At 71.4% G+C, this 18012-nt stretch carries 17 protein-coding genes; 9 read left to right on the plus strand and 8 right to left on the minus strand.

The genetic code is table 11. The annotated features are described in order from the left end of the window. Position 1: 1 nt before the first annotated feature. Complete coding sequence (locus ACIOC1_RS06980) at positions 2 to 2200, minus strand: serine protease (protein ID WP_401852454.1); 2199 nt, start codon at positions 2198 to 2200, stop codon at positions 2 to 4. A gap of 210 nt (positions 2201 to 2410) precedes the next feature. Here ACIOC1_RS06980 and ACIOC1_RS06985 point away from each other — a divergent pair, with 210 nt between their 5' ends. From ACIOC1_RS06985 to ACIOC1_RS06995, 3 genes are all read left to right on the plus strand, one after another. Then, entirely contained in the window at positions 2411 to 2584 is a 174-nt protein-coding gene (locus tag ACIOC1_RS06985; RefSeq protein ID WP_355347247.1) for a DUF6104 family protein, read from the plus strand. A gap of 908 nt (positions 2585 to 3492) precedes the next feature. Then, positions 3493 to 4341: a DUF4097 family beta strand repeat-containing protein gene (locus tag ACIOC1_RS06990; RefSeq protein ID WP_391161595.1), complete on the plus strand. Its 849-nt coding sequence runs from the start codon at positions 3493 to 3495 to the stop codon at positions 4339 to 4341. A 1-nt stretch (position 4342) separates the two neighbouring features. Beyond that, positions 4343 to 5332: a helix-turn-helix transcriptional regulator gene (locus ACIOC1_RS06995; protein WP_401852457.1), complete on the plus strand. Its 990-nt coding sequence runs from the start codon at positions 4343 to 4345 to the stop codon at positions 5330 to 5332. 10 nt (positions 5333 to 5342) lie between these two features. Here ACIOC1_RS06995 and ACIOC1_RS07000 read toward each other — a convergent pair whose 3' ends face one another. After that, the gene (locus ACIOC1_RS07000; RefSeq protein WP_391122423.1) at positions 5343 to 6305 is read right to left on the minus strand and encodes a zinc-binding dehydrogenase; all 963 of its coding nucleotides are present in this window, start codon (positions 6303 to 6305) and stop codon (positions 5343 to 5345) included. A gap of 77 nt (positions 6306 to 6382) precedes the next feature. Next, positions 6383 to 7558, minus strand: coding sequence for an NADP-dependent malic enzyme (locus tag ACIOC1_RS07005; RefSeq protein WP_401852774.1), 1176 nt, complete (start codon positions 7556 to 7558; stop codon positions 6383 to 6385). A gap of 492 nt (positions 7559 to 8050) precedes the next feature. On the opposite strand from ACIOC1_RS07005, the gene ACIOC1_RS07010 reads away from it, so the two are divergent. The 3 genes from ACIOC1_RS07010 (at position 8051) to ACIOC1_RS07020 (ending at position 10807) form a co-directional block, all read left to right on the plus strand. Beyond that, the gene (locus ACIOC1_RS07010; RefSeq protein WP_355347262.1) at positions 8051 to 9022 is read left to right on the plus strand and encodes an ABC transporter substrate-binding protein; all 972 of its coding nucleotides are present in this window, start codon (positions 8051 to 8053) and stop codon (positions 9020 to 9022) included. 109 nt (positions 9023 to 9131) lie between these two features. After that, complete coding sequence (locus ACIOC1_RS07015) at positions 9132 to 10040, plus strand: amino acid ABC transporter permease (RefSeq protein ID WP_355347404.1); 909 nt, start codon at positions 9132 to 9134, stop codon at positions 10038 to 10040. After that, positions 10040 to 10807 (plus strand): amino acid ABC transporter ATP-binding protein, encoded by a 768-nt coding sequence (locus ACIOC1_RS07020; protein ID WP_355347265.1) that lies wholly within the window; start codon positions 10040 to 10042, stop codon positions 10805 to 10807. Before ACIOC1_RS07015 ends, ACIOC1_RS07020 begins: the two co-directional genes overlap by 1 nt. Positions 10808 to 10893: 86 nt before the next feature. Here the strand turns inward: ACIOC1_RS07020 and ACIOC1_RS07025 are convergent, their stop codons facing one another. Then, the gene (locus tag ACIOC1_RS07025; RefSeq protein ID WP_391044393.1) at positions 10894 to 11652 is read right to left on the minus strand and encodes a methyltransferase domain-containing protein; all 759 of its coding nucleotides are present in this window, start codon (positions 11650 to 11652) and stop codon (positions 10894 to 10896) included. Between the two features lie 78 nt (positions 11653 to 11730). Between ACIOC1_RS07025 and ACIOC1_RS07030 the strand changes: the two genes are divergently transcribed. Next, entirely contained in the window at positions 11731 to 12363 is a 633-nt protein-coding gene (locus ACIOC1_RS07030; protein WP_401306459.1) for a CGNR zinc finger domain-containing protein, read from the plus strand. On the opposite strand, the gene sodX is transcribed toward ACIOC1_RS07030, so the two are convergent. Then, positions 12267 to 12692: a nickel-type superoxide dismutase maturation protease gene (sodX, locus tag ACIOC1_RS07035; protein WP_355347270.1), complete on the minus strand. Its 426-nt coding sequence runs from the start codon at positions 12690 to 12692 to the stop codon at positions 12267 to 12269. The two genes, ACIOC1_RS07030 and sodX, sit on opposite strands and share 97 nt — an antisense overlap. A 140-nt stretch (positions 12693 to 12832) precedes the next feature. Between sodX and sodN the strand changes: the two genes are divergently transcribed. Further along, complete coding sequence (gene sodN / locus ACIOC1_RS07040) at positions 12833 to 13228, plus strand: superoxide dismutase, Ni (protein WP_355347273.1); 396 nt, start codon at positions 12833 to 12835, stop codon at positions 13226 to 13228. 248 nt (positions 13229 to 13476) lie between these two features. Here sodN and trxA read toward each other — a convergent pair whose 3' ends face one another. Continuing rightward, positions 13477 to 13812, minus strand: coding sequence for a thioredoxin (gene trxA, locus ACIOC1_RS07045; RefSeq protein ID WP_355347276.1), 336 nt, complete (start codon positions 13810 to 13812; stop codon positions 13477 to 13479). After that, the gene (locus ACIOC1_RS07050; RefSeq protein WP_391161600.1) at positions 13809 to 14237 is read right to left on the minus strand and encodes a MerR family transcriptional regulator; all 429 of its coding nucleotides are present in this window, start codon (positions 14235 to 14237) and stop codon (positions 13809 to 13811) included. The genes trxA and ACIOC1_RS07050 overlap by 4 nt, the downstream gene beginning before the upstream one ends. A gap of 241 nt (positions 14238 to 14478) precedes the next feature. On the opposite strand from ACIOC1_RS07050, the gene ACIOC1_RS07055 reads away from it, so the two are divergent. Continuing rightward, the gene (locus ACIOC1_RS07055) at positions 14479 to 16503 is read left to right on the plus strand and encodes an N-acetylmuramoyl-L-alanine amidase (protein WP_401852461.1); all 2025 of its coding nucleotides are present in this window, start codon (positions 14479 to 14481) and stop codon (positions 16501 to 16503) included. Positions 16504 to 16977: 474 nt separating this feature from the next. On the opposite strand, the gene ACIOC1_RS07060 is transcribed toward ACIOC1_RS07055, so the two are convergent. Continuing rightward, positions 16978 to 17895 (minus strand): MurR/RpiR family transcriptional regulator, encoded by a 918-nt coding sequence (locus ACIOC1_RS07060; protein WP_355347285.1) that lies wholly within the window; start codon positions 17893 to 17895, stop codon positions 16978 to 16980. Between the last annotated feature and the right edge of the window lie 117 nt (positions 17896 to 18012).

The raw sequence follows: 18012 nt of genomic DNA on the forward strand, positions 1-18012 counted from the left end.
CTCATGGAGTCTCCAACAGCTCGTCGGTCCCCGGTAGGGGGCGAGTCGGATCGTCGTAGAGCAGGGTGATTCCCACCGACCAGAACGCCTCGGGCACGCCCGCGTCCACCGCCGCGCGCAGGACGGCGAGGGCGCGGGGCAGCCGTGCGGCCGTGCGCGCGGCGCGCACCGTACGGTTCACGCCGCGGTGGAAGTCGCCGCAGGCCGTCTCGGGGGCGACCGGTTCCCTGCGCCACACCGCGACCGGGTAGCCGGAGGTCACCAGGCGGTGCAGCTCCTCGGGGGCGGTCGCGGCGCTGCGGCAGAGCGCCGGCAGCGTGTCGCGCGCGCGGTCGCGCAGTTCGTCGTCGGCCGGGAGCGGGCCCGGCGTACCGTCGTCGCAGTCGAACAGGTCGGCGCGCGGCCGCTGTTGGTGCAGGGTGTGCCAACGGCCGTGCCTGGCCTCGGTCACCGCCGGGTCGTCGTCGGGCGGCGCGTCGGTGCGGCGTACCACGACCGGGCGTACGGCGCCGAGCGCGCGCCCGCCGGGGCCGAGCGGCCAGGTCTCGACGGGGAAGCCCACCAGGGCGCCGGGGACGGCCAGTTGCAGCGGCGCCGGGTAGCCGGGCTGGTCGCAGCGGCGGAACGCCTCGTCCAGCGGCTCGCGCAGCCGGACCGGCAGGTCGTCGAGCGCGGTGCCGCGGAAGTCCTCCTCGACGCACTCCACTTCGCCGTTCTCCGGCACGACGCAGACCCGCCAGTCGAGGCGGCCCGGCTCCCAGCCGCGCGGGATGATCTCCAGCAGGGCCTCGGGGCGGATACGGCGGTCCGGCCGGCCGCCGGGGCCCGCGTCGGCCGCGGTCGCGGTGGCCGCGTCCGCGGTCGTACCGCTGTCCGGTCCCTGATCGTCGAGGTCCGTGCCCGGGCCGCCGAAGCCGGTGCCGAGGTCGGCGCCGAGGCCGACGTCCGGGTCCGCGCCGAGTCCGGCGCCGAGGTCGCCGGTCAGGCCGGTGACCAGGGTGCCGCGGGCGCGCAGCCGGGCCTTGCGCTCGGTGACCAGGGTGTTGCGGAACAGCCGGGTCAGACCGATCGCGTCGGCGGCGGTGTCCTGCGCCCAGTGCCACAGGACGCGTTCGGCCGCCTCGTCCGCCGCGCGGGTCCTGTCGGCGGTCGCGGCCTGCACCGCGAACCGCAGCACCGCCTCCAACTCGCTGGTGCCGCGCCGCAGGTCGTACAGCAGGCCCAGGCCGTCCCGCCAGGCGCGCGGCGCGGTCGGCAGGCCCTGCGCGGGGCTGCCGCGGACCGCTCCGACGATGTCCTGGAGGCTCTTCGCGCTGGCGGGCGGCGGGAGTTGGGCGAGCATCCCGAGCAGTGCGGTGCGCTGGCCCGGGGTCAGGGCGCGGCCCGCGGCGGCGCCGATCTCGCCGTGCGCGTCGGTCCAGGTGACCTCCTGGCCGCCGACGAAGGCGTAACGGTCGGCGTGGTAGAGGTCGTGCGCCGTCATCACGCGGTGGTACAGGTCGGCGGCGGTGCCGGTGGCGGGCAGCCTGCGCAACTCCTGCACGCCGATGGCGAGTCCGCCGTCCTGGCCGGTACGGCGCGCCTTCAGCACCCCGATCACCTCGCCGCGCACGAGGTCCACGACCGGGCCGCCCGAGACGCCGTTGGGCATCTCGTCCTCATTGCCGAGCTTGAGCAGTCCGCCGCTGCCGAGCTGGCCGCTGATGGAGCAGCGGCCGTTGTACGCGACGACCTCGCCGTCCATCGGGATGTGGCCGAAGTACGCGACCTGGTTGGTGGTGTAGCCCTTGGCGGTGCGCTCGGTGAGCCAGACGCAGGGGTGGTCGACGCTGTCCAGCAGCCGGATCAGCGCGAGGTCGGGGGACGGCCAGCGGCCGGAGCCGGTGTGGCCCGCCGGTTCCGCCCACTCCACGACGCCGCTGAGCATGCGGTCGCCGTATCCGACGGAGACCTTGCGGCCGGCCGGGCCGCCGCCGTCACCGCCGCCGCCGTCATTGCCGCCGCCCTCGCCGCTCTGGGCGAGCGCGACGTGCGCGCAGGTGAGCACCCAGTTCGGCGCCACGAAGAAGCCGCTGCCCCGCAGCGGGTAGCCGGGTTCCCGGCCGTGAACGCGTACGGTCGCCTCGCTGACCAGCGGGGTCAGGATCTCGGCGGGGTCGGCGGGCTCGTCGAGCCCGCCGGGACCGCCGAACGCCGTCATCGCGCGCCCCGCCCTAATCGCGGTGCCGCGGCGGCAGCCGTCTGCGCCCCCATCCCACCCCCAGTGACTGATCGTCTCCGAAGGCTAGCCCGCGGCCAGGACCGGCGCGAGGACCTTCGGACATACTCCCTATCCTTGCGGGGTACGTCCCGTCTCGTCCCTCCCGTTCTTCCCCGTCCACCACCGTCCCACCCCGTTCCGGAGCAGATCTTGTACTTCACCGACCGCGGCATCGAGGAGCTCGCCACCCGGCGCGGCGAGGAGGAAGTCTCTTTCGACTGGCTGGCCGAGCGCTTGCGCGAATTCGTGGACCTGAACCCTGAGTTCGAGATCCCGACCGAGCGGTTGGCGACGTGGCTGGCGCGGCTCGACGACGAGGACTAGCCTCCGGCTCGGTCCTTGGTCTTTGCCTTTTCCCGCCCGCCCACCCGTGCGGGTGCTTTGTCGTCTGCGGGTGCCGCTTGTGCCTGGTCGGTGCCGGTCCGGGGCACCTCCTCGAAATGCGGCTACCTGCTCTTTGCTCATCCGGCACCGTCCCTGTCACCGCATTTCTGCGGGGGCACCCCGGCCCGTCCCCTCCCGGTACGTCGGCGTCCGCCCGCCGGTGGGGGTTGCCGGGGGAGGGGGTTCTTTCGGCGTGCCGCCCTGCGCCGGTGCCCCTCCCGGTGAGTCGGAATGCTCGGGCCCTTCCTCCAAGAGCCCAACAAAGCCCCTGCCCACCCCGCCGGAAGGCCGGGGCGCGCAGGGCCCAGACTCCCCCCACCCCCCTTCGCCCACCCGGCCGGACGGTCGGGCGCGCAGGGCCCGGGCTCCCACCCCCCTTCGCCCACCCCGCCGGAAGGTCGGGCGCGCAGGACCCGGGCTCCCACCCACCCCCTCCACCACCACCACAGCGGACCGTCAGCCGCCGACGTACCCGACCCCACCCACCCCCGCCCCGGCACCACAGCGGACCGTCGGCCGCCTCCGCACCCAGCCCACCCACCCCCTCCCGGCAACCCCCACCGGCAGGCGGACGCCGACGAGCGAGGAGGGGACGGGCCGGGGTGCCCCCGCAGAAATGCGGTGACAAGAAGGGTGCCGGATACGCGGGGCCAGGTAGCCGCATTTCGAGGAGGTACCCCGGACCGGCACCGACCCAGGCACAAGCGGCACCCGCAGACGAAGAAAACACCCGCACGGGTGGGCGGGCGGGCAAAAAAGACACCACTTGACTTGTGAGCCACGCGATATATCGTGAATGCACGAGACGCGATATGTTGCGTCCCAAGGCGCACCCGAGGAGGGGCACGATGAGCGGCATGTCGTCGGACCGGACCGTGGCGGAGCCGGAAAAGTTCGTGTTCGAGGAGCCCGTCGACACCCTCTGCGTGCGCATCGTCAACGGCGCCGTGAACGTCGTCGGCACCGACGACGGCCCCGCACGGGTCGAGGTCACCGAGATCGACGGCCCGCCGCTGAAGGTGTACCACCGCGGCGGCACCCTCACCGTGACCTACGACGACCTGCCGTGGAAGGGCTTCCTGAAGTGGCTCGACCCCAAGGGCTGGCAGCGTCACGCGGTCGTGACGCTCGCCGTCCCGCAGCACACCAAGGTCGAAGTGGGAGTCGTCGGCGCCGGCGCCGTGATCTCCGGGATCGCCGGGGAGACCAGCGTCCAGGGGGTCAACGGGGACACGACCCTCGTCGGCCTCAGCGGCCCGGTGCGGGCCAACACTGTCGCGGGTAGCGTCGAGGCCCAGTCCGTCTCCGGCAGCCTGCGGATCAACACCGTCTCCGGTGACCTCACCGTGGTCGAGGGCAGCGGCGCCGAGGTGAAAGCGGATTCCGTGAGCGGCAACATGGTGCTCGACCTCGATCCGTCCGCGGGGGCGGACGTCCGGCTCACCAGCGTCTCCGGCGAGATCGCCATCCGTATCCCGGAACCGGGCGACGCGGAGGTCGACGCCAACACCACCAGCGGCCATGTCTCCTGCGCCTTCGACGAATTGCGCGTCACCGGGCAGTGGGGGGCCAAGCGCATCACCGGCCGGATCGGTTCCGGCGGGGCGCGCCTGAGAGCCACCACCGTCTCCGGCGCCATCGCCCTGCTGCGCAGGCCGCCGCTGGAGGACGCGCCCTCGTTCCGGAAGGACATCTGACATGGCGCCCGTCTTCGCCCACGGCCGACTCCGGCTCTACCTGCTCAAGCTGCTGGACGAGTCGCCCCGGCACGGCTACGAGGTGATCCGGCTGCTGGAAGAGCGTTTCCAGGGGCTGTACGCGCCCTCCGCGGGCACCGTCTACCCGCGGCTGGCGAAACTGGAGAAGGAGGGCCTGGTCACGCACTCCACCGAGGGCGGCCGCAAGGTCTACGCCCTCACCGACGCGGGCCGCGGCGAGCTGTCCGACCGCGCCGACGAGATCGCGGGCCTGGAGGCGGAGATCCGCGAGTCCGTCTCCACACTGGCCGCCGAGATCCGCGAGGACGTCCGGGGCGCCGCCGGTGATCTGCGCCGCGAGGTGCGCGCCGCCGCGCAGGAGGCGCGTACGCCCCCGTCGCCCAAGCACGAGTGGCGCGAGCAGGCCGCGCGCGCCAAGGAGGAGAGCCGCCGGGCCAAGGAGGAGGCGCGCGACGCCCGCCGCCAGGCCAAGGCCGCGCGCGAGGAGGTCGAGCGGATCGCCCGCCAGGTCCAGGAGCAGGTGCAGTCGCACGTACGCTCCGGCGACTGGCAGGCGGGGCTGCGCGACGGTCTCGCCGAACTCACCAAGGAGCTGGGCCGGTTCGGCAAGGGCCTGGACGTACCGACCACGCCGTGGGGCGCGCCCGGTACGCCCCCGGTCTGGGCCGACGCCACGGCCGAGCCCGCCCAGGAGACGGAGAAGGAGACGGAGGAGGAGACGGAGAGGGAAGGGGACACGTCGGCGACGTCGGACGCGGACACGGAAGCGCCCGAGCCCGCGGACGACGACACCCCGCCGTCCGCCGACCCCTTCCGCGACCTCGAACGCCTGCTGGACCGCTTCCGCGACGACATCCGCGACTCGGCCCGCGACCTGGGCGTCAACGACACCCAACTGCGCGAGGTGAGGCGCCACTTGTCCGCCGCGGCGGCGCACATCGCGGCGGCCCTGCACCTCCCGCCCACGTAACGCGGACCGCTTACACGGTCAGCACGACCTTCCCGAACAGCTCCCCGGCGGCGAGCCGTTCGAAGCCCTCGCGGGCGCGGTCCAGCGGCAGTACGGAGTCGATCACCGGCCGTACGCCGCTGGCCGCGCAGAAGGCCAGCAGGTCCCGCAGCTCCTCCTTGGAGCCCATGGTCGAACCGACCACCTTCAGCTCCAGGAAGAAGATCCGGTTCAGCTCGGCGGCGGGCGGATTCTGCCCGCTGGTGGCGCCGGAGATGACGAGCGTGCCGCCGGGCCGCAGCGACTTGACCGAGTGCGACCAGGTCGCCGCCCCGACGGTCTCGATGACGGCGTCCACCCGCTCCGGCAGCCGCGCGCCCGATTCGTACACCGCGTGCGCGCCCAGTTCGAGCGCGCGTTCCCGCTTGGCCGCGTCCCGGCTGGTGGCGTGCACCCGCAGCCCGGCGGCGCGGGCCAGCACGATCGCGGCGGTGGCGACACCGCCGCCCGCGCCCTGCACGAGGACCGCGTCGCCCGGCCGTACCCCGGCGTTGGTGAAGAGCATGCGGTACGCGGTCAGCCACGCGGTCGGCAGGCAGGCCGCCTCCTCGAAGGAGAGTTCCTTCGGCTTGGGCAGCACATTCCAGGCCGGTACGGAGACCCGTTCGGCGAAGGTGCCCTGGTAGTGCTCGGTGAGGATGGAGCGGCGCTCGGTGGGGCCGACCCCGTGACCGGTCTGGCCGATCACGGAGTGCAGCACCACCTCGTTGCCGTCCTCGTCGATCCCGGCGGCGTCGCAGCCGAGGATCATCGGCAGGCTCTCCCGCCCGAGGCCCACCCCGCGCAGCGACCACAGGTCGTGGTGGTTGAGCGAGGCGGCCTTGACCGTGACGGTGGTCCAGCCGGGGCGCTCCGACGGCTCCGGCCGCTCCCCCAACTCCAACCCGCTCAACGGCTTGTCGGCGTCAATACGTGCGGCGTATGCGGCATACATGCCGTCGACCCTACGGTCGGTCCCGGCGCCCGAGGAACCGCCACGGCATGTGACGCTCCGCGCACCCCGGGCCGCGGTCAGCGGCGCGCCACCCCTTCCGCCCGCGCGGCGGCGGCGACGGCCGCGGTCACGGCGGGGGCGACCCGCGGGTCGAAGGGCGACGGGATGACGCACTGCGGCGAGAGTTCGTCGGCGACGACGGCGGCCAGCGCCTCGGCGGCGGCGATCTTCATCCCCTCGGTGATGGCCGAGGCGCGCACCTGGAGGGCGCCCGCGAAGATCCCGGGGAAGGCGAGCACATTGTTGATCTGGTTCGGGAAGTCGCTGCGCCCGGTCGCCACGACCGCCGCGTACTTGTGCGCGACGTCCGGGTGGATCTCCGGCGTGGGGTTGGCCATCGCGAAGACGAACGCGCCACGGGCCATCGTGGCGACCGCGGACTCCGGGACCGTACCGCCGGAGACCCCGATGAAGACGTCGGCGCCGTCCAGCGCGGCCTCCAACGGCCCGGTGAGACCCGCCTTGTTCGTATACGAGGCCAGCTCGCGCTTGACCGGGTTCAGGTCGTCGCGTCCGGCGTGCACGATGCCCTTGCGGTCGGTGACGGCGACGTCGCCGATGCCCGCCTCGACGAGGATCTTGGCGATGGCGACCCCGGCCGCGCCCGCGCCGGAGATGACCGCGCGCAGGTCGCCGAGGGTACGGCCGGTGAGCGTGCAGGAGTTGCGCAGCGCGGCGAGGGTGACGACGGCGGTGCCGTGCTGGTCGTCGTGGAAGACCGGGATGTCCAGCCGCTCCTGGAGCTTGCGCTCGATCTCGAAGCAGCGGGGGGCGGAGATGTCCTCCAGGTTGACGCCGCCGAAGGACGGGGCGAGCCGGACCACGGTCTCCACGATCTCGTCCACGTCGGTGCAGGCCAGCGCGATCGGCACGGCGTCGACGCCGCCGAACTGCTTGAAGAGGATGGCCTTGCCCTCCATGACCGGCAGGGACGCCTCGGGGCCGATGTCGCCCAGGCCCAGCACCGCGGTGCCGTCGGTGACGACCGCGACGACCTGGGACTTCCAGGTGTAGTCGTGCACCAGCTCCGGCTTGTTCGCGATGGCGGTGCAGACCTCGGCGACACCGGGTGTGTACGCGAGCGACAAGTCGTCGGCGTCGCGGACCGGCACGGTCGAGGTGACCTCCATCTTGCCGCCGCGGTGCAGGGCGAAGACCGGATCGATGGGGAACGCGTCGTCCGTACCGCTCATGCCGTCCGCACGGTCGGCGCCGTCCGCACTGTCGGCGCTGTCCGTACTGTCCGCGTCGGTCCGGGGATTGACGATCTCCGCTGCCACTTTTTGACCCCTTTGTCTGAATGATGAATGAGGGTACTCCGCCCGAAGGGGGTGGAGGTGGGCTCGGCGTCCGCGTCACCAGGTACGAGTGAGCAAGGTGACGGCCGACGCCAGGCGCGCCGCACGCACGCCATGGGCCCCGGATGAGGGGTGAGGACCCGTTCTACCGGAAGTCGGTTCCGGCGACGAGTGGGAATTGATCGGCATGGCCTCCGCGTGGTCCGGCCTTGGTGTGCCGGCCTGGTGGAGGCCCGGGGATCGCCCGTTATCCGATTTTGACACAACGGGAACCCTGCCCGGGGGTGTCCGGATGGCAAGATGCACAGATCACACACGGTGGCGGTACTCGATGGCGTGTGCCATGTCCACTGCACGACCCCCTCACTTCCGCAGGAGGACACAGCGATGACCGCATGTACGACCCGGCGTTCGGCCGCTCTCACTCGTCTCACCGCGGTCGCCGCCATAGCGGTCGCCGGCACTCTGGTACTGACCGGATGCGGCGACCAGACCAAGAAGGACAAGCCCGCGAACACCGTCACCCCTAGTGGGACGGGGTCCTCGGCGACCTCGGCGGTCGCCCCGCTCTTCTCGAAGCTGCCTCAGAAGTACCAGGACTCCAAGACGATCAAGGTCGGCACGGACGCCTCCTACGCGCCGATGGAGCAGACCGAGAACGGCAAGATCGTCGGCATCGACCCGGACATCGCGGACGCGCTGGCCAAGCAGCTCGGCGTCACCTTCACGTTCACCAACGGCAAGTTCGACGGCCTGATCACCTCCATCTACACCGGCCGCTCGGACATCGTGATGTCCGCTATGAGCGACACGAAGGCCCGCCAGGGCGGTCTGGACGACAAGGGCAAGAAGATCGGCAAGGGCGTCGACTTCGTCGACTACTACACCTCCGGTTCCTCCCTGCTGGTGAAGAAGGGCAACCCGAAGGGCGTCAAGTCCCTGGCCGACGTGTGCGGGCAGACCGTGGCCGTCCAGCGCGGCACGATCTACGACGACGCGTTCGAGGCCCAGAAGAAGGAGTGCGGCTCCAAGGGTCTGACGATCCAGAAGTTCGACACCGACTCCGAGGCGCAGACCCGGGTGAAGGCGGGCGGCGCGGTCGCCGACCTCAACGACACGCCGGTGGCCGCGTACATCGCGCAGAAGTCCGGCAACGGCAACGACTTCGAGGTCGCGGGCTCCCCCGCCGACGCCGGTCCGTTCGGCATCGCGGTCAGCAAGGACAACACGCAGCTCAGGGACGCGCTGAAGGCGGCCATGGACGCGATCATCGCGGACGGCACCTACGCGCAGGTGTTGCAGAAGTGGAACGCGAGCAGCGGCGCCATCGCGTCGGCCGCGATCAACGGCGGTTCCTGACGTGGCATCGGGCACACCGACCCCCTTCGAGAAACCGTCGGGCGACACCCCGCCGCAGGACGCCCCGCCCCGGGACGGGGCGCCGCGGGACGGGGCGCCGCGGGACCCGCTGCGGAAGGACACACGGCCGGCCACGCCGTACGAGGCCATCCGCGCGGTCCCGGTACGGCACTACGGGCGCTGGGTCAGCGCCGTCGTGGTGGTCGTGCTGCTGGGGTGGCTGGTCTACGCGTTCTCGCAGGGTGATGTCATCTGGGGCACGGTCGGGGACAAGGTCTTCGACCAGCAGGTGCTCAAGGGTCTGTGGCACACCGTCCTGATCAGTGTGTGCTCGATGGCGCTCGGCCTGGTGCTGGGCGTGCTCTTCGCGGTCATGCGGCTGTCGAAGAACCCGGTGACGGGGGCGGTGTCCTGGCTGTACATCTGGTTCTTCCGGGGCACCCCGGTGTACGTGCAGCTCCTGATGTGGTTCAACCTGTCGCTGATCTTCCCGGTGATCAACCTCGGGCCGATCTACAAGAACGACACCGTCGCCGTCATGACCCCCTTCGTGGCCGCCCTGCTGGGCCTCGGCCTCAACGAGGGCGCGTACATGGCGGAGATCGTGCGGGCCGGCATCCAGTCGGTGGACGAGGGCCAGACCGAGGCGGCGCACGCGCTCGGCATGACCGGCGGCAGGACCATGCGGCGGATCGTGCTGCCGCAGGCGATGCGCGTGATCATCCCGCCGACCGGCAACGAGTTCATCAACATGCTGAAGACCTCCTCGCTGGTGTCGGTGGTGCAGTACACCGAAGTGCTGCGCGCCACCTCCGACATCGGGTCCGACTCCGGCGCCGTGATGGAGATGCTGTTCGTGGCCTCCGTCTGGTACCTGGTGCTGACCAGCGTGTTCAGCGTCGGCCAGTTCTATCTGGAACGGCGTTACGCGCGTGGCTCGCTGCGGAGTCTGCCGCTCACGCCGTGGCAGAAGGTCATGTCCAACCTGTCCACCCTGCGCCGACCGAAGGTGGCCTGATGAGCGTCCAGCCGATGGTGAAGTCGGAGGCCGTCCACAAGTCGTTCGGCGCCGCGCACATTCTCAAGGGCATCGACCTGGAGGTCGCGCCCCGCGAGGTGTTCTGTCTGATCGGTCCCTCCGGTTCCGGCAAGTCCACCTTCCTGCGGTGCATCAACCACCTGGAACAGATCAACGCCGGGCGGCTGTGGGTCGACGGCGAACTGGTCGGCTACCGGCAGCAGGGCGACCGGCTGCACGAGTTGCGGGACCGCGAGGTCGCGGCCAAGCGCCGGGACATCGGGATGGTCTTCCAGCGGTTCAATCTCTTCCCGCACATGACGGCGATCGAGAACGTCATGGAGGGTCCGGTCCAGGTCAAGCGGGAGCCCAAGGCGGTGGCGCGGGAGCGCGCCGTACGGCTGCTCGACCGGGTCGGCCTCGGCGACAAGGCGGCGAACTACCCGTCGCAGCTCTCCGGCGGGCAGCAGCAGCGGGTGGCCATCGCGCGGGCGCTGGCCATGGAGCCGAAGCTGATGCTGTTCGACGAGCCGACGTCGGCGCTCGACCCGGAGCTGGTCGGCGACGTCCTCGACGTGATGCGGGGGCTGGCCGAGGACGGCATGACGATGATCGTGGTCACGCACGAGATGGGGTTCGCCCGTGAGGTGGGCGACGCGCTGGTCTTCATGGACGACGGTGTCGTCGTCGAGTCGGGTCATCCCCGGGAGGTGCTGGGCAATCCGCAGCACGAGCGCACGAGGGCCTTTCTATCAAAGGTACTGTGACGCGACGCGGGACCACAAGGGGGTACGGGCCTCGGGCCCGTACCCCCTCCGTCGTACGCCCGGCGTCAACTCCCGCGCGATCAGGGCTACTTGAGGCCGAGCACGAGGGCGTCGCTGGGCGAACTCCACACGCCCCGGGCCTCGGAGAAGCCCGCCTCGCGCAGTGTGCGCGCGTGCCATTCGAGCGGCGGGGTGTCGCCGTCGGCGTGCTCGCCGTAGATCTCGAACCGCCTGGCGGTGGGCTCGGCGAGCACCGGGTCGGCGGCGGCGAGCTGCCACCACTGGCTCCAGTCCAGGGCGCCCTCGGCCTTGGCCCGGTCCATCCGGGCGTGCCGCTGCGCGCGGTCGGCCGCGTTGAGGACGGGGGTCGCCGGGTCCGGCATGTGGTCGGCGTTGAGGAAGACCCCGCCCTCGCGCACGAGTCCGGCGAGCTGCCCGTACAGCGTCCGGAGCGCGTCGCTGTGCAGCCAGTGCAGCGCGGTCGCGGTGAGCACGGCGTCGTACGAGTCGTGCGGCAGCTTCTCGGTCCAGCGCGGGTCCTTGAGGTCGGCGGTCACGAGGGTGACCCTGTCGTCCCCGGCGAAGGAACCGGCCGCGATGGCGAGCAGCGCGGGGTCCAGGTCGACGCCGGTGCTCCTGGCCGCCGGGAACCTCCGGAGCAGCCGGTCCGTGATACTTCCGGTACCGCACGCGAGGTCCAGCACCCTGGGCGCGGTGCCGACCAGTGCCTCGACCATGTCCAGCATCACCCGAAAGCGTTCCTCGCGGTCGGGCATGTACCACTCCTGCTGGCGGTCCCAGCTCCGCTGCCAGTCCTGCCAGACACTCTCCGTCGCCACAGCCACACCAGCCTCCGTTTCGTAATACCCTGATAGCCCGTTCAGCCATTACCGAGACTAGACCGCCCCCAGTAAGGACCACAAGTGGAACTGGCTTATTACTCGGAATACGCCGTGCGCCTCGTGAACACCGAGGAGCCCAAGCGCGGCACGGACGCGCTGACCTCGGTCGAGGCCGTACGGGAGTTGATCGGCGCCGGTACGCAGGCCGCCGCGCGGGCGGTCGACGCCGATGTGGCCCGGCTGCGGGCGGTACGTATCCGGCTGCGCGGGATCTTCGAGGCCGCCGACGAGGGCGACGAGGTCCGGGCGGTGGACCTGCTCAACGCGCTGATGCTGGAGTTCCCGGTCAGCCCGCAGATCTCCGGGCACGACTATCCGGACGACGCCACGGGACGCCCCGACTGGCACATGCACCTCGCCGACCACGCGGCGAACGCCGGCGCGTCGTACTCGGCCACCGCCTGCATGGGCCTGGCCGTCCAGCTCACCACGCTCGGCGTCGACCGGCTCGGCATCTGCGAGGCCGCGCCGTGCCGCAACGCGTACGTGGACACGTCGACCAACCGCTCCCGGCGCTACTGCTCCGACCGGTGCGCCACCCGCGCCAACGTCGCGGCCTACCGGGCCCGCAAGCGCCTGGAGAACGACCGGTCGGGCCGCAGCAGCCGCACGCAGGACGCCGCCCAGGAGGCCGCCCCCGCCACCGACCGCTGAACCTCGCCCGGTGGCCGGAACCGGCCCCGCGCACGCGCCATGACCAGCTCGTCGGGCACCGCGCCGAACTCCCGGCTGTCGTTCTCGACGAACGTGTTGTCGCCCAGCACCCACCAGCCGCCCTCGCGCCGCTCCACGGCACGCTTGACGATCAGCAGGTCCTGCTGCAACGGGTGCCGCAGCACCACCACGTCGCCCTCACGCACCTGCTCGGCGCCACTGGCGATCCGCTGGATCAGCAGCCAGTCCCCGTGCAGCAGCGTGGGTGCCATCGACGGACCAGTGACCTCGACCAACTGCCACGACAGCCTGGCCCCCTGCTCCCGCATCCTGCGCCTCCTGGTTCGTTCCTCCACCGACCCCAGAGTGGCACCAGACTTTTGTCCTAAGCCACCTGGGGCACCCGAGAAAACGACTCTCCCAGGGAGTAATCTCCCACGTGGAAAGACGATCACGAGGAAGGACAGCCATGTTCACTCGCCTGTTCGCGCCCAAGGTCAAGGTCAGCGCCCACTGCGACCTGCCCTGCGGCGTATACGACCCTGCCCAGGCCCGCATCGAGGCCGAGTCCGTCAAGGCGGTCCAGGAGAAGTACCAGGCCAACGAGGACGCGGACTTCCGCACCCGTGCCGTTCTGATCAAGGAGCAGCGCGCGGAGCTGGCCAAGCACCACGTCTCGGTGCTCTGGAGCGACTACTTCAAGCCCCCGCACTTCGAGAAGTACCCGGAGCTGCACCAGCTCGTCAACGACACCCTCAAGGCGCTCAGCGCGGCGAAGGCGTCGAACGACCCGGCGACCGGGCAGAAGGCCCTGGACTACATCGCCCAGATCGACAAGATCTTCTGGGAGACCAAGCAGGCCTGACCCCCCGGTTCACCCCGGAGCGTCAACCGCCCGCGCCCGGCCGTCACCCATACGGCCGAGCGCGGGCGTTTTTCTAGTCCCCGTCATCATTCAAGAATGTGGCGTGCGCCACAGCGATGGGCTGTCACATCGTGCCGTCCGGCGCACTCTTATGTAGCGCCGGAGGAAACCGGCACGATCACAGAACGTCCCCGTCCGTCAGGTCCCCCGTACCGGCGGACGGGGGCTTTTTGTCTCGGGGCGCCCGCTCACAGGACGTCGGCCAACTCCTGGAGCAGCCGGCGCTTGGGGCGCGCGCCGACCAGCACCTTGACCGGCTCGCCCGCGCGGAACAGCAGCAGCGTGGGCATCGACATCACGCCGTACGCGGCCTGGGTCGCCGGATTGGTGTCGACGTCGAGCTGGACGATCCGCAGCCGGTGCGACTCCTCGGCGGCGATCTCGGCCAGCACCGGGGCGATCATCCGGCACGGCGGGCACCAGTCGGCGGTGAAGTCGACCAGGACGGGCAGGTCGGAGCCGAGCACCTCGGCGGCGAAGGTCGCGTCGGTGACGGCGGGGACGGATGTGGCGGTACTGGTCATGGTGAATCCCTTTCACTGACGGACAGTTCGCACATCGGCTCGGCGGCGTTCCCCACCCCGCCCGGCCCGGCCTCCAGTTCCGCGCGGGCGAGCTGGGCGGCGACCTGGGCCCGTACCCCCTGGAGCCGGTCGACGACCGCGTCCAGCTCGGCGAGCTTGCGCCGGTAGACCTCCAGCGAGGCGGCGCAGGTGTCCCCCGCCGGGTGCCCGGCGCGCAGGCAGTCCACGAACGGCCGGGTCTCCTCCAGGCCGAAGCCGAAGTCCTGGAGCACCCGGATCTGCTCCAGCAGCCGCAGATGCTCCTCGTCGTACGACCGGTACCCGTTGCCCGACCGGTCGGCCGGCGGCAGCAGGCCCAGGGACTCGTAGTAGCGGAGGGTCCGGGTGGTGGTGCCCGCCCGTTCCGCGAGTTCGCCGATGCGCATACGGACGACGTTAGACCTTGACGTACGCGTCAAGGCCAGGACGATTTCCGGCCGCGCTGGCAAAAAGTTCCAAGATTTACGTCCAGGTGGTTGCTTACTGCCAGTCCGGCTCGACAGGCTGCGCGGAGCAGTTTCTTGACGTACCCCCGACAGTTTTGCCCCGCACACCCCCGCAAACGCCCCCGAACACCCCCGGACGACAGCCCCACCACGCAGACCCACGCACACGCGAGGAGCACGGATGCACCGCCCGCTCAGACAACCGCGCAGCCGCAGAACCCTCACCGTGGCCGCCGCGCTCTCCCTGCTGGCCGGCCTCTCGGTGACCGCCGTCACCACGACCTCCGCCACGGCGGACGACCCGCGGACCGCCCGGCAGGCGGAATTCACCGCGGCGGCCCACGAGTTCGGCGTACCGCTGCCCGTACTGGAAGCCGTGTCGTTCTACGAGACCCGGTGGGAGGCACACGCCGGGCAGTCCAACGCCGAGGCCGGATACGGCCCGATGAACCTGACGAACCTCACCGCCGGGGAACTCGACGCGGACGGCCTGACCACCCAGTCGCCGCGCTACGCCGACCTGTTGAAGGCCCCGGCCGAGCACACCGCCGCCGTCGCGGCCGGACTCCTCGGCACCGACACCGCCGCCGTGCAGAGCGACGAGACCCTGAACATCCGCGGCGGCGCCGCGCTCCTCGCCTCGTACGCCAAGGGCTACGGCCACGGCAGGCTGCCGCGTGACATCGACGGCTGGTACGCCGCCGCCGCCCGCTACAGCCAGTCGACCGAGAACAAGGTCGCGCAGACCTTCGCCGACGGCGTGTGGGACACGATGCGCGCCGGCGCGACCCGCACCACGCAGGACGGCCAGCACATCACCCTCGCGCCGACCGGGCACCTGCGCCCGAACCGCGACGACGTGCGCAAGCTGGGCCTGAAGGAGGTCACTCCGCCCAAGAGCTCTCGGAAGCCGGAGTGCCCCACGTCGCTGAACTGCGACTTCATACCCGGCGCGTACACCCTGCTCGACCCGTCGGACCTGGCGGACTACGGCAGCCACGACCTCGCCGACCGTCCCCACGGCAACCTCGACGTCCGCTACATCACGCTGCACAGCACCGACGAGACGTACGACGGCACGCTCGACCTCTTCCGCGACCCGACCTACGCGGCGGGCGCGCACTACGTCGTCCGCTCGCAGGACGGCCACGTCACGCAGATGATCCCCACCAAGGACATCGCGTGGGACAGCGCGAACCGCTCCTTCTACCAGCACTCGATCGGCATCGAGCAGGAGGGCTGGGCGACGCACGGCGCGAGCTGGTACAGCGAGAACCTGTACCGCTCCACCGCCCAGCTCGTGCGCTACCTCGCGGCGAAGTACGACATCCCGCTGGACCGCGCGCACATCCTCGGCCACGACAACATCCCCGGCGGCACCGAGAGCGGCGTCGCCACCCAGCACTGGGACCCCGGACCCGGCTGGGACTGGGAGCACTTCTTCGACCTGCTCGGCGCGCCGATCCGCGCGACCGCCAAGCCGGGCAGCGCCGTCGTCGCCATCAAGCCGGGCTACGCGCGCAACAAGCAGACCACCACGTACTGCGACGACGTGCAGGGCTACAAGCAGTTCCCCGGCCCGTACCGCGCCTTCGACTGCCCGGTGACGTCCACCGACGTGCCGTCGAGCTTCGTACCGCTCCACACCGCGCCCAGCACGAGCGCGCCGCTGGTCGCCGACCCGTATCTGCACCCGGACGGCAGCGCGGGCACCACCGCGATGAACGACTGGGGCGACAAGGCACCGGCCGGTGAGCAGTACGTCGTCGCCGAGCGCAGGCCCGGCTGGACCGCGATCTGGTGGGGCGGCACCGAGGCGTGGCTCCAGGACTCCGCGCAACACCCGGCCACCGTCCCGGTGAAGGCGTCCCGCATCGTCCCCAAGGCCGGGAAGACCTCGATCCCCGTCTACACCACGGCCTACCCCGAAGCCTCCGTCTACCCGCCGGACTTCGTGGCCTTCGAGGGCGGCGTCGCCCCCCGCGCCCAGCTCGCCCGCGCCAAATACACCATCCCGGCCGGCCAGTCCTACGTCTCCGCCGGCCCCGCCGAGTACACCGACTCCTACTTCGCCATCTACTACGACGGCTCCGCCCCGTACGACCAGCACGATTTCGTCGGCACGACCAAGGTGTACGAGATCGTCTACAACCACCGCGTCGCCTTCGTGAACGCGGCCGACGTCGACGTCATCCCGGCCCACTAGCTTGGCTTGCAGCCCGCCATGTCCGAGCGCGCAGTTCCCCGCCTGGGGCGCGGGGAACTGCGCCACCAGCCCCCACCGGCCGGTGGTCCGGCCACCACCGAACTGCCCCGCCGGGGCGGGCGGTGACCTGCGGAAGCGCTTCGGCTGAGCGCGCAGTTCCCCGCGCCCCTACGGGGCGCAACCTTCCCCGCCCGGGTAAGCCGGGCTTTTCAGGGGCGCGGGGAACTGCGCGGCCAGCCCCCACCGGCCGGTGGACCGGCGACAACCAAACTGCCCCGCCGGGGCGGGCGATGACCTGCGGAAGCGTCGTGGCTGGTGGCGCAGTTCCCCGCGCCCCTTAAAGGATCGGCTCGCCCCCCAGACGAAAGACGGTGCGCCCCGTCAGGGGCGCGGGGAACTGCGCCACCAGCCCCCACCGGCGGGTGGTCCGGCGACCACCGGACTGGCCCGGCGGGGCGGGCGGCACCACCGGGGTCAGCCGGTGCGGTCGCCCTCCAGGGCGGCGTGTGTGACGCGCAGGGCGCGGCTGGATGTGTCGAAGGTGCGCTGGGCGACACAGACGAAGAAGCAGTCGACGACGACCAGTTGGCTGATGCGGCTGGCCATGGCGCCGGGACGGAACGTCGTCTCCCGGCCCGCCGAGACGAGAATGAAATCGGCGAGCCGGGCGGCGGTGGACAGCGGGTGGTTGGTGATCACCACGGTCGTGGCGCCCTCGGCGGCGGCGCGCCGCAACGGCGCGAGGACGTCACGGCTCTCGCCGGAGTGCGAGACGGCGAGGAAGACGTCCCCCGCCCCCAGGAGCACGGCGCTGGTGAGCGCCGACTGGGAGTCGCCGTGGGCGTGACAGGGCCGCCCGATACGCGCGAGCTTCTGCTGGAGGTCCTGGGCGACGAGGCCGGACGCCCCGACCCCGGCTATGTGCAGTTGCCCGCCGCCGCAGACGGCCTTCACGGCGCCCGCGAGCTGCTCGGGATCGAGCTGCGTGGCGGTCTCCAGCACCGCCTGCGACTCGGTGTGCACGAGCTTGGCGATCACCTCGGCGGGCGAGTCGTCCTCGGTGATCCCGGAGGTCAGCGTGGAGCGCGGCGCCTGCCGCGCGGCGGACGCGGCCAGCGCCAGCCGCAGCTCGGGGTACCCGGCGAAGCCCAGCGCCCGCGCGGTGCGGACGATCGACGACTCACTGGTGCCCGCCAGGGCGCTCAGCTCGGAGATCGTGCTGCGCGCGACCTGCGCCGGATCCTCCACGATCAGCGAGGCGATCCTGGCGGCGGCCGGGGTGAGCGAGGGCAGCAGCCCCCGCACCGTGGCGGTGAGCGCGTCACCGGCGTCACTGGCCGCAGTGACGCTGGCTGCTCTGGTGGCCGGTCGTCCCGGGACTTTTTCGTGCACGGGGAAAGAATGCACCGTGAATCCTCCGCGTGGGACCTGCCGGGAGGATTCTCTTGTGCCGCCAGGGGATCGTCGCGGCACCCGGCCGCCCCCGGCGAATGTCACACGTCCGGGTGA

This window comes from Streptomyces sp. NPDC088197 (assembly GCF_044741185.1).
Classification (GTDB): Bacteria; Actinomycetota; Actinomycetes; order Streptomycetales; family Streptomycetaceae; genus Actinacidiphila.

Excerpts from the sequence above, each read along its gene's own strand:
- ACIOC1_RS06990 (WP_391161595.1), top strand. The coding sequence starts at position 3,493 with ATGAGCGGCATGTCGTCGGACCGGACCGTGGCGGAGCCGGAAAAGTTC.
- ACIOC1_RS07055 (WP_401852461.1), top strand. The coding sequence starts at position 14,479 with ATGCACCGCCCGCTCAGACAACCGCGCAGCCGCAGAACCCTCACCGTG.
- ACIOC1_RS06980 (WP_401852454.1), bottom strand. The coding sequence starts at position 2,200 with ATGACGGCGTTCGGCGGTCCCGGCGGGCTCGACGAGCCCGCCGACCCC.
- ACIOC1_RS07010 (WP_355347262.1), top strand. The coding sequence starts at position 8,051 with ATGACCGCATGTACGACCCGGCGTTCGGCCGCTCTCACTCGTCTCACC.
- ACIOC1_RS07020 (WP_355347265.1), top strand. The coding sequence starts at position 10,040 with ATGAGCGTCCAGCCGATGGTGAAGTCGGAGGCCGTCCACAAGTCGTTC.
- ACIOC1_RS07005 (WP_401852774.1), bottom strand. The coding sequence starts at position 7,558 with ATGAGCGGTACGGACGACGCGTTCCCCATCGATCCGGTCTTCGCCCTG.
- sodN (WP_355347273.1), top strand. The coding sequence starts at position 12,833 with ATGTTCACTCGCCTGTTCGCGCCCAAGGTCAAGGTCAGCGCCCACTGC.
- ACIOC1_RS06995 (WP_401852457.1), top strand. The coding sequence starts at position 4,343 with ATGGCGCCCGTCTTCGCCCACGGCCGACTCCGGCTCTACCTGCTCAAG.
- sodX (WP_355347270.1), bottom strand. The coding sequence starts at position 12,692 with ATGCGGGAGCAGGGGGCCAGGCTGTCGTGGCAGTTGGTCGAGGTCACT.
- ACIOC1_RS07000 (WP_391122423.1), bottom strand. The coding sequence starts at position 6,305 with ATGTATGCCGCATACGCCGCACGTATTGACGCCGACAAGCCGTTGAGC.
- trxA (WP_355347276.1), bottom strand. The coding sequence starts at position 13,812 with ATGACCAGTACCGCCACATCCGTCCCCGCCGTCACCGACGCGACCTTC.
- ACIOC1_RS07050 (WP_391161600.1), bottom strand. The coding sequence starts at position 14,237 with ATGCGCATCGGCGAACTCGCGGAACGGGCGGGCACCACCACCCGGACC.